The organism is Variovorax sp. YR566, assembly GCF_051992195.1.
GTDB lineage: Bacteria > Pseudomonadota > Gammaproteobacteria > Burkholderiales > Burkholderiaceae_C > Variovorax.
Map to the genome: position 1 here is coordinate 6,780,134 of NZ_CP197092.1, position 17,112 is coordinate 6,797,245.

General features: G+C 66.8%; 12 protein-coding genes. 3 read left to right on the top strand and 9 right to left on the bottom strand.

Annotation, left to right across the window (positions count from 1 at the left end; all coding sequences use genetic code 11):
* Positions 1 to 61: 61 nt before the first annotated feature.
* From ACTG4X_RS31745 to ACTG4X_RS31755, 3 genes are all read right to left on the bottom strand, one after another.
* On the bottom strand, positions 62 to 1,381 hold the full coding sequence (locus ACTG4X_RS31745) for an SGNH/GDSL hydrolase family protein (RefSeq protein ID WP_354339396.1): 1,320 nt from the start codon (positions 1,379 to 1,381) through the stop codon (positions 62 to 64).
* Between the two features lie 65 nt (positions 1,382 to 1,446).
* The gene (locus ACTG4X_RS31750) at positions 1,447 to 4,740 is read right to left on the bottom strand and encodes a carboxyl transferase domain-containing protein (protein ID WP_440534447.1); all 3,294 of its coding nucleotides are present in this window, start codon (positions 4,738 to 4,740) and stop codon (positions 1,447 to 1,449) included.
* A gap of 13 nt (positions 4,741 to 4,753) precedes the next feature.
* The gene (locus ACTG4X_RS31755; protein ID WP_097197853.1) at positions 4,754 to 6,367 is read right to left on the bottom strand and encodes an AMP-binding protein; all 1,614 of its coding nucleotides are present in this window, start codon (positions 6,365 to 6,367) and stop codon (positions 4,754 to 4,756) included.
* Between the two features lie 85 nt (positions 6,368 to 6,452).
* Here ACTG4X_RS31755 and ACTG4X_RS31760 point away from each other — a divergent pair, with 85 nt between their 5' ends.
* The 3 genes from ACTG4X_RS31760 (at position 6,453) to ACTG4X_RS31770 (ending at position 11,845) form a co-directional block, all read left to right on the top strand.
* Positions 6,453 to 7,142 carry a TetR/AcrR family transcriptional regulator gene (locus ACTG4X_RS31760; RefSeq protein ID WP_093057660.1) on the top strand — a complete coding sequence of 230 codons (690 nt, stop codon included), beginning with the start codon at positions 6,453 to 6,455 and terminating at the stop codon, positions 7,140 to 7,142.
* A 26-nt stretch (positions 7,143 to 7,168) separates the two neighbouring features.
* The gene (locus tag ACTG4X_RS31765; protein ID WP_093057661.1) at positions 7,169 to 8,428 is read left to right on the top strand and encodes a branched-chain amino acid ABC transporter substrate-binding protein; all 1,260 of its coding nucleotides are present in this window, start codon (positions 7,169 to 7,171) and stop codon (positions 8,426 to 8,428) included.
* A 198-nt stretch (positions 8,429 to 8,626) separates the two neighbouring features.
* The gene (locus ACTG4X_RS31770) at positions 8,627 to 11,845 is read left to right on the top strand and encodes a bifunctional cytochrome P450/NADPH--P450 reductase (protein ID WP_440532826.1); all 3,219 of its coding nucleotides are present in this window, start codon (positions 8,627 to 8,629) and stop codon (positions 11,843 to 11,845) included.
* A gap of 22 nt (positions 11,846 to 11,867) precedes the next feature.
* On the opposite strand, the gene ACTG4X_RS31775 is transcribed toward ACTG4X_RS31770, so the two are convergent.
* From ACTG4X_RS31775 to ACTG4X_RS31800, 6 genes are all read right to left on the bottom strand, one after another.
* A complete protein-coding gene (locus ACTG4X_RS31775) occupies positions 11,868 to 12,512 on the bottom strand; it encodes a hypothetical protein (protein ID WP_440532827.1) in 645 nt (214 codons plus the stop codon).
* A 107-nt stretch (positions 12,513 to 12,619) separates the two neighbouring features.
* Positions 12,620 to 13,399, bottom strand: coding sequence for an esterase/lipase family protein (locus ACTG4X_RS31780; protein ID WP_093057779.1), 780 nt, complete (start codon positions 13,397 to 13,399; stop codon positions 12,620 to 12,622).
* 89 nt (positions 13,400 to 13,488) lie between these two features.
* Entirely contained in the window at positions 13,489 to 14,124 is a 636-nt protein-coding gene (locus tag ACTG4X_RS31785; protein ID WP_093057664.1) for a TetR/AcrR family transcriptional regulator, read from the bottom strand.
* 22 nt (positions 14,125 to 14,146) lie between these two features.
* Positions 14,147 to 14,587: a phasin family protein gene (locus ACTG4X_RS31790; protein ID WP_093057665.1), complete on the bottom strand. Its 441-nt coding sequence runs from the start codon at positions 14,585 to 14,587 to the stop codon at positions 14,147 to 14,149.
* A 53-nt stretch (positions 14,588 to 14,640) separates the two neighbouring features.
* Entirely contained in the window at positions 14,641 to 15,195 is a 555-nt protein-coding gene (locus ACTG4X_RS31795; RefSeq protein ID WP_093057666.1) for a hypothetical protein, read from the bottom strand.
* 160 nt (positions 15,196 to 15,355) lie between these two features.
* A complete protein-coding gene (locus tag ACTG4X_RS31800) occupies positions 15,356 to 17,044 on the bottom strand; it encodes a WS/DGAT/MGAT family O-acyltransferase (protein WP_440532828.1) in 1,689 nt (562 codons plus the stop codon).
* Positions 17,045 to 17,112: the final 68 nt, after the last annotated feature.

Consider the following 17,112-nt stretch of genomic DNA (forward strand, 5'->3'; position numbering starts at 1 on the left):
ACGGAGTCTTGTGTAAAGCTGTGACTCGCCTTTGAGCGCCTTCGAGCGCCCCGGCGAGCGCTCACTCCTGCAATTCGCGCAGATCGATGGCCGTGGCCATCGCCGCATGGCCGGCCTTGTTGGGGTGCAGGTGGTCGCCCGAATCGAACAGCGGATTCAGCGCCTTCGGGTCCGCAGGGTCGCGCAATGCCGCATCGAAATCGACGACGCCGTCGATGTCCTGCTGGCCGCGGATCCAGCGGTTGACGGCTTCGCGCATGGCCTCGTTGCCCTCGCTCCAGTAAGGCGTGTTCCTGAATGGCGGCACGGTGCCGAGCAGCACCTTCACGCCCTTGGCGCGGGCCTGCTTGACCAGTTGCTCCAACCCCTCGGTGATGCGCTCGGCCGTCGGCATGTCGCGCGGCTTCAGCTCGGCGCCCGGCACCTTGGCGAACAGGGTGCGGCCGATGTCATTGGTGCCCATAAGGATGATCGCGTGCGTCACGCTGCTCTGCCGCAGCGCATCGAGCTCGAACCGGGAGAGGCCGCTGGGCCCCAGTCCGTTGGCCAGCAGGCGATTGCCGCCAATGCCGGCATTGAGCACCGCAACGTCTTGCCCTTCGCGCTGCGTATCACGCAAGCGAGTGGCCAACATGTCGGGGTAGGCCCCGAAGTTGCCCTCCGAGGTGCCCATCGTGATCGAGTCGCCGAAGGCCACGACGGTGCGCACGGACTTGGTGGTGAGCACGTCGAGCCCGGTCACGATCTGGTTCAGCACCAGCGGCGAGGGGTTCTTCAGCTTCGGTGCCATCACTGCGTTGCCGGGCGCTACCCATGTCGCGCCCGGCTCCAGCATGGAGACAGTGGCAAACGGCGTGGTGCGGTCGAAGAAGGCGCTCACGACCACCGTTTGGCCCGCCTGCACCGGCAGGTCGATGCCATCGCTCCAGGCGTCCGCGCCGGGCGCAACGGTCATGGTGGTGCGGCCGCCGAAGCGCAGCACGCGCAGCGTGGCCGGCGAGAACGCATCGGCGCCGGTGCCGCGTGCTGCGCTCGCGGCGGCAATGCGCAGCGGTGTCTTGCCGAAGCGGTTCGAGAAGCGGATGCGGATGCGCTCGCCGTCGAGCGACAGTTCAACCTTCTGGCGCAGTGTCTGCCCGCGCAGGTCATTGCCGGCAGGCGACGAATAGTTCGCACCACCGGGGGCTGCGGCCATCTCCGTGAAATCGACCGGTGCCACGGCCCAGCTCGCAACCCAATGCGCCTCGGCGGGCTGCCGCGGATGGTCGTCGGGCGTCACAGCCTGCACGCCGACGGCCAGCACTGCGAGGCAAAGGGCTGCCACCCAGTGCGCGACGGTCACGTCGCGCAGGCGCTCTGCCCAAATGGAAACCAGTTTCATGCGCGCAAAGCGTCGCAGTGTACGGAGCCACTGTTCCCCCGCGCGTGACGAGGTCTAAGGCCGGGTTACCAAGTGTCTACGTAGGGAGCAGCAACGCTCGAGCCCTTCGTGGCAGAAGACAAGCCACGCACCAACCAGGTGCGCGTCTCGGCCGGATCGATCACCGCGTCGATTTCCAGCGTTTGCGCCATGTGGATCGCTTCGCCATTCGCATACTGCTGCGCGACGAGTTTCTTGAACAGCGCATCGCGCTCCGCACCCTCGGGTGCAGCGGCCAGTTCCTTGCGAAAACCCAACCGCACAGCACCCTCCAGCCCCATCGCGCCGAATTCGCCGGTGGGCCAGGCCACGGTGAAAACCGGTGCGTCAAAGCCGCCCGCAGTCATCGCCTGCGCGCCCAGTCCGTAGCCCTTGCGAAGCACCACGGCGAAGAACGGCACGCGCAGATGCGAAGCCACCATGAACATGCGGCACACATGACGCACCTGTGCCTGCGCCTCGATTTCGGGCCCGACCATGAAGCCGGGCGTGTCGCACAACGAAACAATTGGAAGGTCGTGCGCATTGCAAAGCTGCATGAATCGCGCAGATTTGTCGGCCGCTTCCACATCGATCGCGCCGCCGAGGTGGTGCGGGTTGTTGGCCATCAGCCCGACCGGCCTGCCCTCGATGCGCGCAAGCGCAGTGACGATGCCCGCGCCGAAACCCGCGCGCAGTTCGAGCAGCGAGCCGGTGTCGGCCACGCCGCGCATCGCGGCGCGCACGTCGTACACGCGCAGGCGGTTCTCGGGCACCACATGGCGCAGCGTGCGCGGGTCGGCGCAGTGCCAGTCGGTGGTTGGGCCCTGGAAGTACGACAGGTATTGCTTCGCAGCAGCGACGGCAGCAGCTTCGTCTTCCACCAGGATGTCGATCACGCCGTTGCGCGACTGCACGCTGCTGGGCCCGATCTGCTCGGGCGCGAAGGTGCCGAGCCCGCCGCCCTCGATCATCGCGGGGCCGCTCATGCCGATGTTGCTGCCCTTGGTGGCGATGATCACGTCGGCACACCCCAGCAGCGCCGCATTGCCCGCGAAGCAGCGCCCATGCACGATGCCCACCACGGGCACCTTGCCCGACAGCGCCGCGAACTGGCTGAAGGTGTGGTTGTTCAGGCCCGCGACGATCGGCATGTCGGTGTCGCCGGGACGACCACCGCCGCCCTCGGCGAACAGCACGACAGGCAGCTTGAGCTGATGCGCCACCGCCAGCAGGCGGTCGGTCTTGTGGTGATTGCGCATGCCCTGCGTGCCGGCCAGCACGGTGTAGTCGTAGGCCAGCACGGCGCAGCGCGACACCTCGGGGCCGAACTGCTTCGCGTTGATGCTGCCCAGGCCCGTGACCATGCCGTCCGCGGGCGTGTTGGCGATCAGGTCTTCGAGCGTGCGTCGCCGCGTCTGCGCGGCGATGGCGAGCGCGCCGTATTCGATGAAGTTGCCGGGGTCGGCTGCGGTGTCGCACAGGTCGGCGATGTTCTCGCGCGCAGTGCGGCCGCCCTGTGCGTGGCGCTTGTCGACGGCGGCCTTGCGGTTGGCGTCGAGCGTGGGCGCGTGGCGGTCGATGACCTTCTGCAGATCAGGGCGGATCGCGTCCAGGTCGTGCTCGGCGCGAGCCTCGACCTCGACGGCCTGCGCATCGACGGCTTCCAGCTGCAGCAGCGACTGGCCTTCGACCAGGTAGTCACCGGGCTCGGCCAGCAGCGCGACCACGCGGCCGGCCACCGGTGCGTGCAGCAGGTGTTCCATCTTCATGGCCTCGAGCACGCCGAGTTGCGCGCCGGCGGGCAGCACGTCGCCGACGGCGACTTCGAACTGCACGAGGCGGGCCGGCATCGGGGCCTTGACGGTCAGCTCGTCCGATTCGTCATCGGTGACAACGGCTTGTGCTGCGGGCACCGCCACCGTCTTCTTTGAATGCTTTTCAAGCGCCGCCGCAGCCCCGAGCAGATCGCCCAGATGCGCCTCCACGAAACGCGTATGCACCGCCTGCGTCGCAAACTCGGGCCGCGCCGCGATGGCGCGCAGCAGCGACAGGTTCGTGGCGATGCCGTCGATATGGCATTCGTCCAGCGCGCGCAGCGATCGGCGCAGCGCGTCTTCGAAACGCGGCGACGGCGAATGCACGATGAGCTTGGCGAGCAGCGTGTCGTAGTGCGGCGAAGGCGCAAGGCCCGCGTAGCCGTGCGTGTCAACGCGCACGCCGGGGCCTGCCGGCAGATCGAAGCGCGCGAGCGTGCCGCCCGAAGGCCGCGCGTTGCCTTGCGCATCCAGCGTCTCCGCGTTGATGCGCCACTGCACAGCAAAGCCGCGCTGCGGTGCGGTGCGATCGGGTTCAACACCAAGTTCGCCCAGCGACTGCCCCGCTGCCACGGCGATCTGCAACTGCACGAGATCCAGCCCCGTCACTGCTTCCGTCACCGTGTGCTCGACCTGCAGGCGCGGGTTGGCCTCGATGAAGACGAAGGGCAGCGTCGTCGATGCCGCATCGACCAGAAATTCGAAGGTGCCGAGGCCGCGATAGCCCACCGTCTTCGCCATGCGCAACGCAGCCTGCGTGACCTGCGCGCGCAAGGCCTCGGGCAGCGAAGGGCTCGGCGCGATCTCCACCAGTTTCTGAAAGCGCCGCTGCAGCGTGCACTCGCGCTCGCCGAGGCTGGCCACGGCGTGGCCGTCGCCCAGCACCTGCACTTCGATGTGCCGCGCATTGCGCATCAGCCGCTCGACATACACGCCTTCGATGCCGAATGCGGCCTTGGCTTCGGACATGCAGCGCGCATGCGCCTCGGGCAGTTCTTCAGCGTTCAGCACCGCGCGCATGCCGCGCCCGCCACCGCCGCCGATGGCCTTGACCATCACGCCCGCGCCCTGCGCATGCTGCTCGGCGAAGAAGGCCTGCGCCTGTGCGAGCGTCACTGCGCCGGCGCTGCCAGGCATCACGGGCACGTCGCATTGCGTGGCCAGTGCGCGTGCGCGGGCCTTGTCGCCGAACAGGCCGAGCTGCTCCGGCGTGGGGCCGATGAAGACAAGGCCGGCGTCCGCGCAGGCCTGTGCGAAATCGGCACGCTCACTGAGAAAGCCATAGCCGGGGTGCACCGCATCGCAGCCCTGCGCCTTGGCCACCGCGATGAGCGCCGCGACATCGAGGTACGCCGAAGGCCCGGTCGCATCGAGCGCGATTGCTGTGTCGGCCAGCTGCACATGCAGCGCCGCCGCATCGTCGCGCGCATGCACTGCCACGCTGGCAATACCCAGGTCGCGCAGCGCGCGCACCAGACGCACGGCGATCTCGCCGCGGTTGGCAATCAGAACTTTGGAGAACAGCAAACGGAACCTCTCAGCTTTTGTCTTTGAGCAAGCGGCGCAGCACCTTGCCCGCGCCGGTCGTCGGCAATGCGTCGATGAAACTCACGGCGCGCGGCGCCTTGTAGCTCGCCATGTTGTCGCGCGCCCAGGCGATGAGAGCGTCGGCATCGAGCCCGGCACCTGGCTTGCGCACGATGAATGCCTTCACGACCTCGCCCTTCTCTGCATCGGGCTGAGCGATGACGGCCGCCTGCGCCACTGCCGGGTGCTTGATGAGGATGGTTTCGACCTCTTCGGGGAACACGCTGTAGCCCGAGACCTTGATCATTTCCTTGAAGCGGCCGATGAAGGTGAGATAGCCATCGGCATCGAGCTTGCCCATGTCGCCGGTGTGCACCCAGCCGTTGCGCAGCGTGGCAGCGGTGGCTTCGGGCTTGTTCCAGTAGCCCTTGAAGGTGCCTGGGCTGGTGAGCACGATCTCGCCGACTTCGCCCACCGGCATGTCGGCCTGCGTGTCCGTGTCGATGATGCGGATGGTCACGCCCGGCACCGCGATGCCCTGCGTGCCCCAGCGCGGCGCATGGTGCGGCGTGTAGGTGTCGCAGGTGTGGGTTTCGCTCAGTCCGTAGGCCGCCTCGAACGAAGTGCAGTTCTGTGCGTGCGTGCGCCATTGCTGCGCCAGCGGCTCGGTGAAGGTGATGCCGAAGCTCGTGACAGGATTCATCTTCAGGCTGCGCAGGTCGAAGCTGTCGATGTCGCTTACCTGCATGCAAGCCACGTTCATCGGCGCGATGCTGTACCACCAGCTCACCTTGTAGGCGGCAATGGCCTGCAGCACGGCGCGCGGGTCGAAGCGGTGCAAGAGCACCGATGCCGCACCGGTCAGCACCGGCACGTTGACACCCATCAGCATGCCCGCGATGTGATACAGCGGCGCGATGGACAGCAGCACGTCGCCCGGCCCCACGCCGTTGCAGTCGGCCGCGGCGCGCGTCTTGAAGAGCGCGTTGCCGTAGCTCAGCATCGCGCCCTTGGGCAGGCCCGTGGTGCCCGATGTGTAGGTCATGAGCGCCACGTCGTCCATGTCGATGACCACGGGCTGCGGCTTGGCGTTGCCGCGCATCACGGCCAGGAAGTCTTCGCAGTCTTCAGGCACGCTGCGTTCGGCCTTGCGCTCTGCGGCCAGTTCGGCCGGCAGGTCGAGCGACGACGGGTCGGGCAGCAGGTCGGCGTAGTGCACCACGAACACGTGTTCGATCGAGCTCTCCGGCTGCACCTTGCGCACCACCGGCAGCAGCGGCGCGGCCGCGACGATCACTCGCGCCTTCAGGTCGTTGACCTGGTAGGCCAGCTCGTGCTCCTTGTTGAGCGGGCCGCTCGGACAGACGATGGCGCCGATCTTCTGGATGCCGAAGTGCGCGACCAGGTACTGCGGACAGTTGTTGAGAAAGAGCACCACGGGCTCGCCCTTCTTCACGCCCAGCGCCTGCAAGCGCGCCGCGAAGGCGTCGCTGGCGCGGTCGAGTTCGGCCCAGCTCATCGCATGGCCGTACCAGAGGCAGGCGGTGCTGCCGCCACGCTCGCGTGCGTGGGTGCGCAGGTACTCGTGCAGCGGCTGCTGCGGGCGGTCGGGCAATGTCTCCATGGCGTCACTTTCTCAGGGTTATCGATAGCCGCCTGCACCGGGCAGGCGCTTGCCAATGGTGCATGGTGCACGAACAATCCTACCCATGGGTATAACTTCCGCGACACGGCACAAACCCTCTGGAGACCAGAGCGACACGACGGCGCAGCCGCACATGCCCCAGGGCACGGGCCGCCAGCGCGCGGCCACGCAGGGCACCGACCTGCAGCGCGAGCGCATCCTGCAGGCGGCCGCGCAGCTCTTCGCCGCGCAGGGCTACGCCAACACGACCATGGCGCAGATCGTGCGCGCGCTGGGCGTGACCAAGCCCTTCGTGTACTACTACTTCCGCGACAAGCAGGAGATCTTCGAGACGCTGTCGTGGCGCCCGGCGGTCGACTGCTTCACCGCGCTCGACTTCGCGGCCACCGACCCGCGCCGCGCGAGCGAGAAGGTGCTCGAAGGCATAGAGCGGTTGATTCGCGCGACCATCACGCACCACCCCGTCGCCTTCTTCCCCTACCGCGAGCCGCAGGTGTACCGGCCGGAGTACATCGCGGCGCAGAAGAAGCTCGCGCACCACTTCTACGACCTGCTGTGCCCGCTGCTCGAAGAAGCGCGGCGCGACGGCGACCTCGACTTTGCGGAAACCAAGATCACCGCGCTCGCGGCCTGCAGCCTGCCCGGCTTCCTGTACAGCTGGTACCGCCCGGGTGGACGCCTGTCGCCCGACGAGGTGGTTGCCGAGCTCACGAAGCTCGCGAGCCGCGTGATCGGGCTGCAAGCGAAGAACTGACAAGACAACCACCCCGGAGACAAACCATGAAGTTCAAGAAGGCGCCATTGGCGCGGATCGCCCTTGCCTGCCTGCTGGCCGCTGCCGGCGCCGCGCACGCGCAAGCACAGCAGACCTACAAGATCGCCTACATCGATCCGCTCTCCGGCCCCTTTGCCAACGTCGGCGAACTGATGCTGATGCACACGCAGTACGCCATCGAAGACATCAACGCCAAGGGCGGCGTGCTGGGTGGAACGAAGTTGCAGTTGCTGCAGTTCGACAGCAAGCTCTCGGCGCAGGAGAGTCAGAGCGCGCTGCAGGCGGCCATCGACCAGGGCGCGAAGGCGATCGTCACCGGTGGTTCGGGCTCGTCGGTGGTCACGGCGCTGGTGCAGTCGGTGGCGCGCTGGAACCAGCGCAACCCGGGCAAGGAGCTGATCGTTCTGAATCACTCTTCCATCGACCCCGAGATGACGGGCAAGGGCTGCAGCTTCTGGCACTTCCAGACCGAGGCCAACACGGCGATGAAGATGAAGGCGCTGGCCAACTACATCAAGAAGACGCCGGATGTGAAGAAGGTCTACCTGCTGAACCAGGACTACGCGCACGGCAAGCAGTGGGCCAGCTACGGCCGCCAGCTGGTAGGCCTGGCGCGGCCCGACATCCAGTTCGTCGGCGAGGCGCTGCACCCCATCGGCCGCGTGAAAGACTTCGCGCCGTACATCGCCAACGTGAAGCAGAGCGGGGCCGATTCGGTCATCACCGGCAACTGGGGCCAGGACATGACGCTGCTGCTGAAGGCAGCGGGCGACGCGGGCTACAACCTGCGCTACTTCAACCACAGTGCGGGCTCGGTGCCGGGCACGGTCACTGCGGTGTCGCAGGCGAAACTGGGGCAGTTGACCTGGGTGGCCGAATGGCACCCTGGCGAGGCCGATACGCCGAAGGTCGACGCTCTGGCCAAGGCCTACAAGGCCAAGACGGGCAAGGACTTTCTCGCGCCGCGCATCGACATGACGCCTCGCCTGCTGGCCGCGGCCATCAACAAGGCCGGCAGCGCCGACACCGTCAAGGTGGCGCGGGCGCTCGAAGACCTGACGTTCGACTCTGTGGTGGGGCCGGTGCGCATGCGTGCCGAAGACCACCAGTTGTTGCTGCCGCAGGTGGTCAACACCATCGTGCCGGTGGACGGCAAGACCGTGAAGGCGGGTTGGGAAGGTACTAACTACGGCTTTCGTACTGACGCGGTCTATACCGGGAACGAGCTGGCGCAGGGGACTGAGTGCAAGATGGTTCGGCCCTGACTCTCTGAGTTCCGGGGTGCGTGCGAATGACACCGGGTACTCCCCTCCGCGAATGTCCCTCGTCGGCGTGATCGCGCCCTGAATGAACTCCCCAGCCTAAGGGAAACCCCGTCCTGCCTGCCCCCCGTGCCGTCGGGATACTCCGGTTGTTACATCCCGGATATCCGAAGCGGGTCCATTCCAAAGGCACAACAACCCATGGCAGGCAAAAACTCGCTCTACCCGATCCCGCATCCGGCGAAGAAACCCTTCGTCGGGAACCTGCTGTCGATCGGGTCCGACTCTCCCGTGCTCGACATGTGGAAGATCGCGCAAGACCTCGGTGGTATCTATTGGCTGGACATGCCGGGCATGCCGGTGATCGTGGTGTCGTCGCCCGCGCTGGTCGACGAGCTCTGCGAGGAGCTGCGCTTCGACAAAAGTACGCGTGGCGCATTGCGTAGGCTGCGCGCCGCGTCGCACGGGCTCTTCACCTCCGACACGCACGAGGAGACCTGGTCGAAGCCGCACAACATCCTGTTGGCCAACTTCAGCCAGCGCGCGATGCAGGCCTATCACCCGATGATGCTGGACATCGCGGGGCAGCTTGTCACCAAGTGGGAGCGCCTGAACTTCGACGAAGAGGTGGACGTGGTGCGCGACATGACAGCGCTCACGCTCGACACCATCGGCCTGTGCGGCTTCGGCTATCGCTTCAACTCGTTCTACCGCGAGGGCTTTCATCCCTTCGTCGATGCGATGGTGCGCACGCTGGAGACGGTGCAGAACCGCCGCGGCCTGCCGCTCGAAGAGCTGATGCTCAAGAAGGAGCTGGCCCAGCAGCGCAAGGACATCCGCTACATGCACAAGATGGTGGAAGACATCATCGAGGAGCGACGCACGAGCGGCGCCGACATCGCCACCAAGCCCGACCTGCTGAGCTACATGATCGCGGGCGTGGACAAGAAAAGCGGCGAGCAGCTCACCGACAAGATGATCCGCGACGAGTGCATCGAATTTCTCATCGCGGGGCATGAAACCACCAGCGGCCTGCTGTCCTTTGCCATCTACTTCCTGCTGAACAACCCCGAGGCCATGGCCAAGGCGCAGGCAGAGGTCGACAACGTGTTCGGCCCCGACACCACGCAGAAGCCCACTTACGCGCAGGTCAACCGCCTGCAGTACGTGATGCAGGTGCTGAAAGAGTCGCTGCGCCTGTACCCGACCGCGCCCGCGATCTCGATGCGCGCCAAGGAAGACACGAAGATCGGCGGCCAGTACACGATCAAGAAGAACAACATGATCATCATGCATGCGCTGGCGCTGCATCGTGACAAGGGCATCTGGGGCGAGGATGCCGACCAGTTCAACCCAGACAACTTCACGCGCGAAGCCGAGCGCGAGCGGCCAGTGAACGCATTCAAGCCCTTCGGCAATGGGCAGCGCGCCTGCATCGGGCGGCAGTTCGCCCTGCAGGAGGCGGTGCTCACGCTGGGCATGATCCTGCAGCGCTTCAACCTCGTGGATCACACGGGCTACAAGCTGAAGATCAAGGAAGCGCTGACGATCAAGCCGGAGAACTTCAAGATCAAGGCGCTGCTGCGCGACCCGGCCACGCGTCCGCGCGGCAACATGACCGACGCAGCCGCAGCCCCCGTGCAGCCCGTGCAAGCTGCCGCGCGCAAACCCCAGGCAGCACGCCACGGCACCTCGCTGCTGGTGCTGCAGGGCTCCAACCTCGGCACGGCCGAAGACCTTGCGCGCCAACTCGCCGAGGCCGGCGAGATGCGCGGCTTCTCGACGCAGCTGGCCTCGCTCGACGACTATGCCGAGCGCCTTCCGGCCAACGGCGCGGTGGCCATCGTCTGCGCCTCGTACAACGGCGTGGCGCCCGACAACGCGGCCGAGTTCCATCGCTGGCTCGACAAGGCCGACGATTCGCTCAACGGCGTGCGCTTCAGCGTGTTCGGCTGCGGCAACACCGACTGGGCCGCCACCTACCAGGCCGTGCCGCGCCGCATCGACGAACGGCTCGAAGCGCTCGGCGCCACGCGCGTGCATTCGCGCGGCGAAGGCGATGCGCGCGAGGACATGGACGGCGCCTTCCAGGACTGGAGCGACGCGCTCTGGCCCGAGCTGGTGAAGGCCTTCGACATCAAGACCGGCGCCGACACGCCCGTGCAGAGCGAACCGCTCTACACGCTCGAAGAACTGCCGCCGCCGCAGAAGAACGCGATCGTCGATGCGCTGGGCGCGGTGGCGCTGCGGGTGATCGAGAACCGCGAGCTGCAAAGCGGAGGCAACGGAGAAGCCGGCCGCTCTACCCGCCACGTCGAGCTGATGCTGCCCGAGGGCCTGATCTACCGCGCCGGCGACCACCTGAGCGTGGTGCCGCGCAACAGCCCGGCGCAGGTCGAACGCACAATGGCACGCTTCGGCTTCGACCGCACGGCCCACGTGCGCCTGCATGCAGGCGCGGGCCGCAAGGCAGCGCTGCCGGTGGAGCAGGTGATCGCGGTCGACCGCCTGCTGGGCGACTACGTCGAGCTGCAGGACGTGGCCACGCGCAAGCAGATCGCCACGCTCGCGGCATATACCGAGTGCCCGTTCACCAAGCCCAGGCTCGCGGCGCTGTCGGGCAGCGACGAGGCTTCGCAGGCGACATACAAGGCCGACGTGCTCCACAAGCGCAAGTCGCTGCTCGACCTGCTGGAAGAGCACCGCGCCTGCCAGGTGCCGTTCGCGGTGTTTCTCGAAATGCTGTCGCCGCTGTCGCCGCGCTACTACTCGATCTCTTCGTCGCCGACGATGACGCCGGGCAAGTGCAGCGTGACGGTGGGTGTGGTGAGCGGCCCGGCCAAGTCGGGCATCGGCACCTTCGAGGGCGTGTGCTCCAACTTCCTGGCGCGCGCGGAAGCCGGCGACACGGTGCACGGCGTGGTGCGCGAAACCACGGCCGAGGGCTTCCGGCTACCGGACGATGCGAGCCGGCCGATCATCATGGTCGGCCCCGGCACTGGCCTCGCGCCGTTCCGTGGGTTCCTGCAGGAGCGCGCGGCGCAGATCGAGGCGGGCAATGCGCTCGGCGAGGCGCTGCTGTTCTTCGGCTGCCGCCATCCCGAGCAGGACTTCATCTATGCCGACGAACTCCAGGCCTGGGCGCACCGCTGCGTGATGAAGCTGCACACCGCGTTCTCGCGCGCGGGCGAGCGCAAGGTCTATGTGCAGGACCTGATCCGCGAGCAGGCGGCCGAAGTGTGGAAGCTTCTTGAAGCGGGCGCAGTGGTTTATGTGTGCGGCGACGGCTCGCGCATGGAGCCCGACGTGCGCCGCACGCTGAGCGACCTTGCGCGCGAGCACGGGCAAGACAGCACGGCGTGGATGGACAAGATGATTGCCGACCAGCGCTACGTGCTGGACGTGTGGGCCGGCAGCTGAAAGGAAGACTGCGCAGGCCTCGTCAGGCCTCCAGTGCCGACGCGTGGTCCTCGAAGGTGCCGCGAACGTGCCAGCCGTCCGGGGTCAGCGCCATCACCTTGTCCGAGAGGCCGTGCGGCCCTGCCTCGGCCTTGACCTCGGCGGCAGCCGAGCACATGAGGCCCAGCATGGTCTCGGCCGTGATCGACTTCCCCCGGGCCTCGAAGCTCGCCCCGCTGTCCATGAAGTAGATGACGCTGCGGCTCGGCACCACGGCTATCAACTCGCCCTTGAACCCTTGTGACAACTGCTCCCAGAGGTCCGGCAGCAGCAGCATGCAGGCCTCGAAGCCGTCGCCCGTCACCAGCGCCTTGTACATGACGAGGTCCTGCGTATCGAGGTTGTGCGCCACCTGCCGGAGCATGTTGTCGATCGCGAGTTCGTACAGCGACTGCGGGTCGAGCCCCGTTTCCTCCATGCCTTCGTGGGTCAGCGTGACGAACTGCGTGGGCGTGTCGACCGCGAAGGTCATCAGCAGGTCGGATTCGCCGGCGAAGGGATAGGCCACGGGCGTCTGCGCCTCGCGGTTGCCGCCCCGCGCCTCGATCTGGTCGAGCATCGGCTGCACGGCCTCGAGGAAGTCGACGTGCTTGATGCGGGGGTAGACGGGCGGCAGGTCGGGGTACATGACGCCGCTATTGTTTTGGGCGGGCCGGCCGCACCACAAGTGACGGAAGTCATGGGCCGGCATCAAAAAGCCGGCAATTGCCGGCTTTTTGCTTCGAAACCCGCAACTCAGGCGTCGCGGTCAGGGTCCGGATAAACCAGCGGCCCCAGCACCCCACGATTGAAGGGCTTCCACTCACCCTCCGGCTGCGCCAGCCGGTCGGCCACGGCATAGAGCACTGCCGGGTGCGCACCCAGCCCCAGGTGGCTGGCGATGACTTCGATGTTCTCCGACTGCGGGCCGGTCTTCTCGATGCTGCAGCGCCATGCGACGACACCGTCGGTGCGGCTGAAGATCGAGGTGGTCGGCACGGGTGGCGTGGGCTGCACGAACTTCATGCGGCGCGGGTCGTGCGAACTCTGGCCGCTCACGCCTTCGTACACGCGCCATGCGTTGGTGGCGCGCGGGCTGCCGGAGAACGGGCTGCCCAGCGTGATGACGTTGCGGATCATGGGCGCATAGGAAGATGCCAGCAGCCGCGCATACACGCCGCCCAGGCTCCAGCCGATCACGCTGACCTTCTGGCCGCTGTTGTCGTGCAGGGTCTTCAGCAGCTCGACCATGCCGTCTTCCACGCCTTCGCGCGGACCGAAGTTGCGGCCCAGGCCCCAGCCGTGCGCGTCGTAGCCGCGGCTGCACAGGTAGCGGCGCAGCAGCAGCGTGGAGCCGTCGCCAGCCACCAGGCCCGGCAGCACGAGCACCGGGTGTCCGTCGCCGCGCGGCGTGAGCTGCAGCAGCGGCCACATGGCGATGCCGGCACCGGTTTCCCAGAGTGCGCGGGCTTCGGCCAGCAGCAGCAGGCGCGACGGCGGCGCGACAGGTTCCTTGGCGTGGGTGGCGGTGGTCATGATGATGGATGGATCCTTTTTGGTTTTTATCTTCTTCAAGACGAACATGAGGCCGAAAGAATCAATGCCCCGTCGGACAACAACGTCATTTATCCGAGGTATTTGCCCCTCAGGTAATCAAGGTAAGCCCTCGATTCGCTGGAAACATACGGGGAAACCAGCGTGAGCGTGTAGAAAGCCGCCAGACCGGGGTCGGCCTGCGCCAGCGCGTCGCGCCCCGGCACGAGCCGCTCGAACGACAGCCAGCAGGTGGTGGTGAAGACCATCTGCAGCGCCAGGATGCGCGCCTGCTCCGCGCTGGTCTCGATCACGCCCGAGGCCACCAGGCCTTCGCACAGCGTTTGCGCGGCCAGCAGGTTCTGCGCGGTGAGGGCCTGCGCACGCTGGCCCAGCGCCGGGTATTCGCTGGCCAGGAAGGCCATGTCGCGGTAGATGAAGCGGTATTCGTCGATGGCCTCGAAGCGCAGGTGCAGCGCGAGCCAGAGGTCGTCGATGGCCGCGATCGATGCCGACGAGCCGTTCAGGGCCTCGAGCCGTTGCTCGAAGCGCCGGAACAGCCATTCGACGATCAGCTGCTTGGCCTTGAAGTGGTAATGCAGGTTGCCCGGGCTGATGCCGAGCTCGGCTGCGATCTTGTGGGTCGACACGGCCGCGAGGCCTTGCGCGTTGAACAGCGCGAGGCTGGCCTGCAGGATGCGGTCGCGTGTGGTGTTGGAACTGGCCACAACCGGCTTGTCGGGTTGTCGCTCAGCGTTTGGCGCTGCGGCCACGGGAGGTGGCGGCGCCGGTGCCTTCGCCTTCGAGTTGCGCCACGCGTTCTCGCAGTTGCGCGACCTCGTCGCGCAGGGCCTGCACTTCGGCGGGGCCGGGCATGCCCAGGCGTTGCATGGCAGTGGCGACGCGCTGGTCGAACACGTCCTCGAACTTGCGGATGCCGAAGCTGTCGAGGCTGGGGACCTTGCCCTGCCCGATGCCGAGCAGGCCTTCGATCACGTTGGCCTGGCGCTTGGCGACGTCGTTGCGCACGTTGTCCAGCGCCTTGAGGCCGGCGCGCAGCAGGACTTCGGCCTTGCCGGGCTCCGCGGGCTTCCTGGTTGCCGCGGGCGCCTTCTTCGCGGCCGGCGTCTTCTTCTTCGCAGGCGCCGCCCTCTTCTTCAACTTTGCAGTTTCGTCAGGACGGGTCGCCATGCAGTGCTCCAGATACCGGAAAAAAGAAAAGGGGCGCAAAGCGCCCCGGGGGGTCAGGCCGCCTTGCGGGCAGCAGCGCGGCGAACCGGCTTCTTGGCGGCGGCAGCCTTGGCCTTCACCGTGCGAACCGGCTTGGCTTCTTCGGCGCCGCTCACGCGGGCTTCGATCTGCTTGGTGCCGGCGACGATCTTGTCGGCGATCTGCACCGAGACGGTGGCGATCGGCTGGTTCAGCGCGCCCAGGGCGTTGATCACCGAGGTGGCGACCGGCGACTCGACGCGAGCCACGCGGCTGGCGACCGATTCGATGCCGCTGGTGGTGCCGGCGGCAACGCGGTCCATCACGTTCACGATGCGGCTGGTGTCGATGTCCAGGCGGTTGGCCAGGAAGCCGTTGATCTTTTCTTGCGCGCCGATCAGGTTGGCCTTGACCTGCTCGCTCACCAGCGGAATCTGGCGGCTGCCGAGGAAGTTGCTGTAGCGCGAAGCGGCGCCGCCCAGGAGGCGATGCACACCGGTGCGGTAAGCGCCGACCAGGGTCTTGCCAGCGTCGTTGTATTGACCGACGACGTGAACAGCTGCGGAAGCGATGGTGGTTTGCGTGGACATGGTGATTTCCTTGAAGTTGAAAGGTTCGCGAAGGAAACGGTATGTCTTTCGCGATGGGCCTATCTTCTTCTGCAGGGCCTAGGCCTGAAAAACTAGAACGGTCGGAAAACTAGTCCAACTGCCCCAATTTTCTTTCAGCAGGCCGGGGCCCGTGCGCCGATCATGCCGCAGCGGCCCTGGGGCTGCCGGAGCGCTTGGCCGGCGCGGCCTTGCGGGCCGGCGGCTTGGGAGCGGCCTTCTTTGCCGCGGTCCTGACCGGTGCCTTTGCAGCTGCTTTCACGGGTGCCTTCTTCGCTGCGACCTTGACTGGAGCCTTCTTGCGCGCGGCAGGTTTCTTCTTTGCAGCGGCGACGGGCGCGTGCCCGGCCTCGTCCGACGGCTCCTCGATCGTCTTCGCAGGCACCGGCGCAGGCGCCGCACCGGCTGCGGCCGGGTGCTTCTGCGTCAGCTCCATCAGCAGCTTGTGCTCGGCCAGCAGGTAGTCGCCGATCTCGGTGATGTCGGGCACGGCGCGGCGGCAGGCGATCAGGCCGTAGTCCATGCGGCCGTTGTAGCTCTGCACCGTGACGTTGAGCGCCGTGCCGTGGCTGGCGATCGACACCGGGTAGTAGCAGGTGACGAGCGCGCCCGCGAAGTACATCGGGAACGGCGCGCCGGCCACGTTCGAGATAGCCACGTTGGCCGCCGGCGGCAGCAGGTTGACGATGCCAGAGCGCCCCACCATCGACGCGATGCCCGACACCAGCCAGGGCGCGGCGAAGGTCGGGAAGTCGTCGAGGATCACGGCCTTGAAGCGGTTCATGGTCGACTTCGACGAGGTCGACGACGCGTTGATCGCCTTCAGCCGCTGCACCGGGTCGGTGATGTCGGTGGCCAGGCTCACGAGGATCATGCTGGCCTGGTTGTTGGCTGTCTGGTCGCCCGCTTCGCGCAGGCTCACCGGCACGCCGGCCACCAGCGGCTTGGCCGGCAGCTCGTTGTTGTCGGCCAGGTAGTGGCGCAGCGCGCCGGCCACCGTGGCCATGACCACGTCGTTGAGCGACACGCCGAAGTGCTTGGCGATGTACTTGGTCTCGGCCAGCGAGATGGTGCGGCCGGCAAAGGTGCGCTGGTTGGTGATCGACACGTTGAGCGAGGTGCGCGGCGCGAAGAGGTTGAACTTCTTCGGTGCGGCGGCCGTGTCCTTCTCGGCCGCCTTCTCGTCGGGCTTGGCGAGGCCGCCGATGGCGCGCGCGATGGCGGGCGCCATCTTGAAGAGCTTCACGTACTGCTGCGCGGTGTTGCGCAGCGCAGCGGTGGCGAGTTCGGCCATGCCCAGCTGGTAGCCGCTGCTGCGCGGACGCGAACGCGGCGGCTTCACCACGCGGCCGGTGGCCTCGAGGTCGAAGATGGCCTTGCCCACTTCCACGCCGGCCTGTCCGTCGATGCCCGCATGGTGCACCTTGGTGTAGAGCGCCGCCTGGCCGCTCTTGAGGCCGTCGATGATGTAGAACTCCCACATCGGCCGGCTGCGGTCGATCAGCGAGGAATGCAGCCGGGCCACGTATTGCTGCAACTGCCGGTTGGTTCCGGGCTTGGGCAGCGTGATGTGGCGCACGTGATAGTCGAGGTCGATGTCGTCGTCCTCGACCCATACCGGGTTGGTCATGTCGAAGGGCATCAGCGCGAGCTTGCGCGTGAACACGTCGGCCAGGTGGATGCGGCTGGCCATGAAGTTCTTGGCGTCTTCGTAGAAGTCGCCCTTGTAGCCCTTGGGCAGGTCGAGCACGTTCAGGGAGCCCACGTGCATCGGCATTTCCGGCGTTTCCAGGTGCAGGAAGGTGGCATCAAGACCGCTCAGGTGTTTCATGTGTTGTGTCTCCTTGGTGGGGCATGCGCCGCTAGGCAGGATAGCGCGGGCATCGCGTTCGTGGGCCT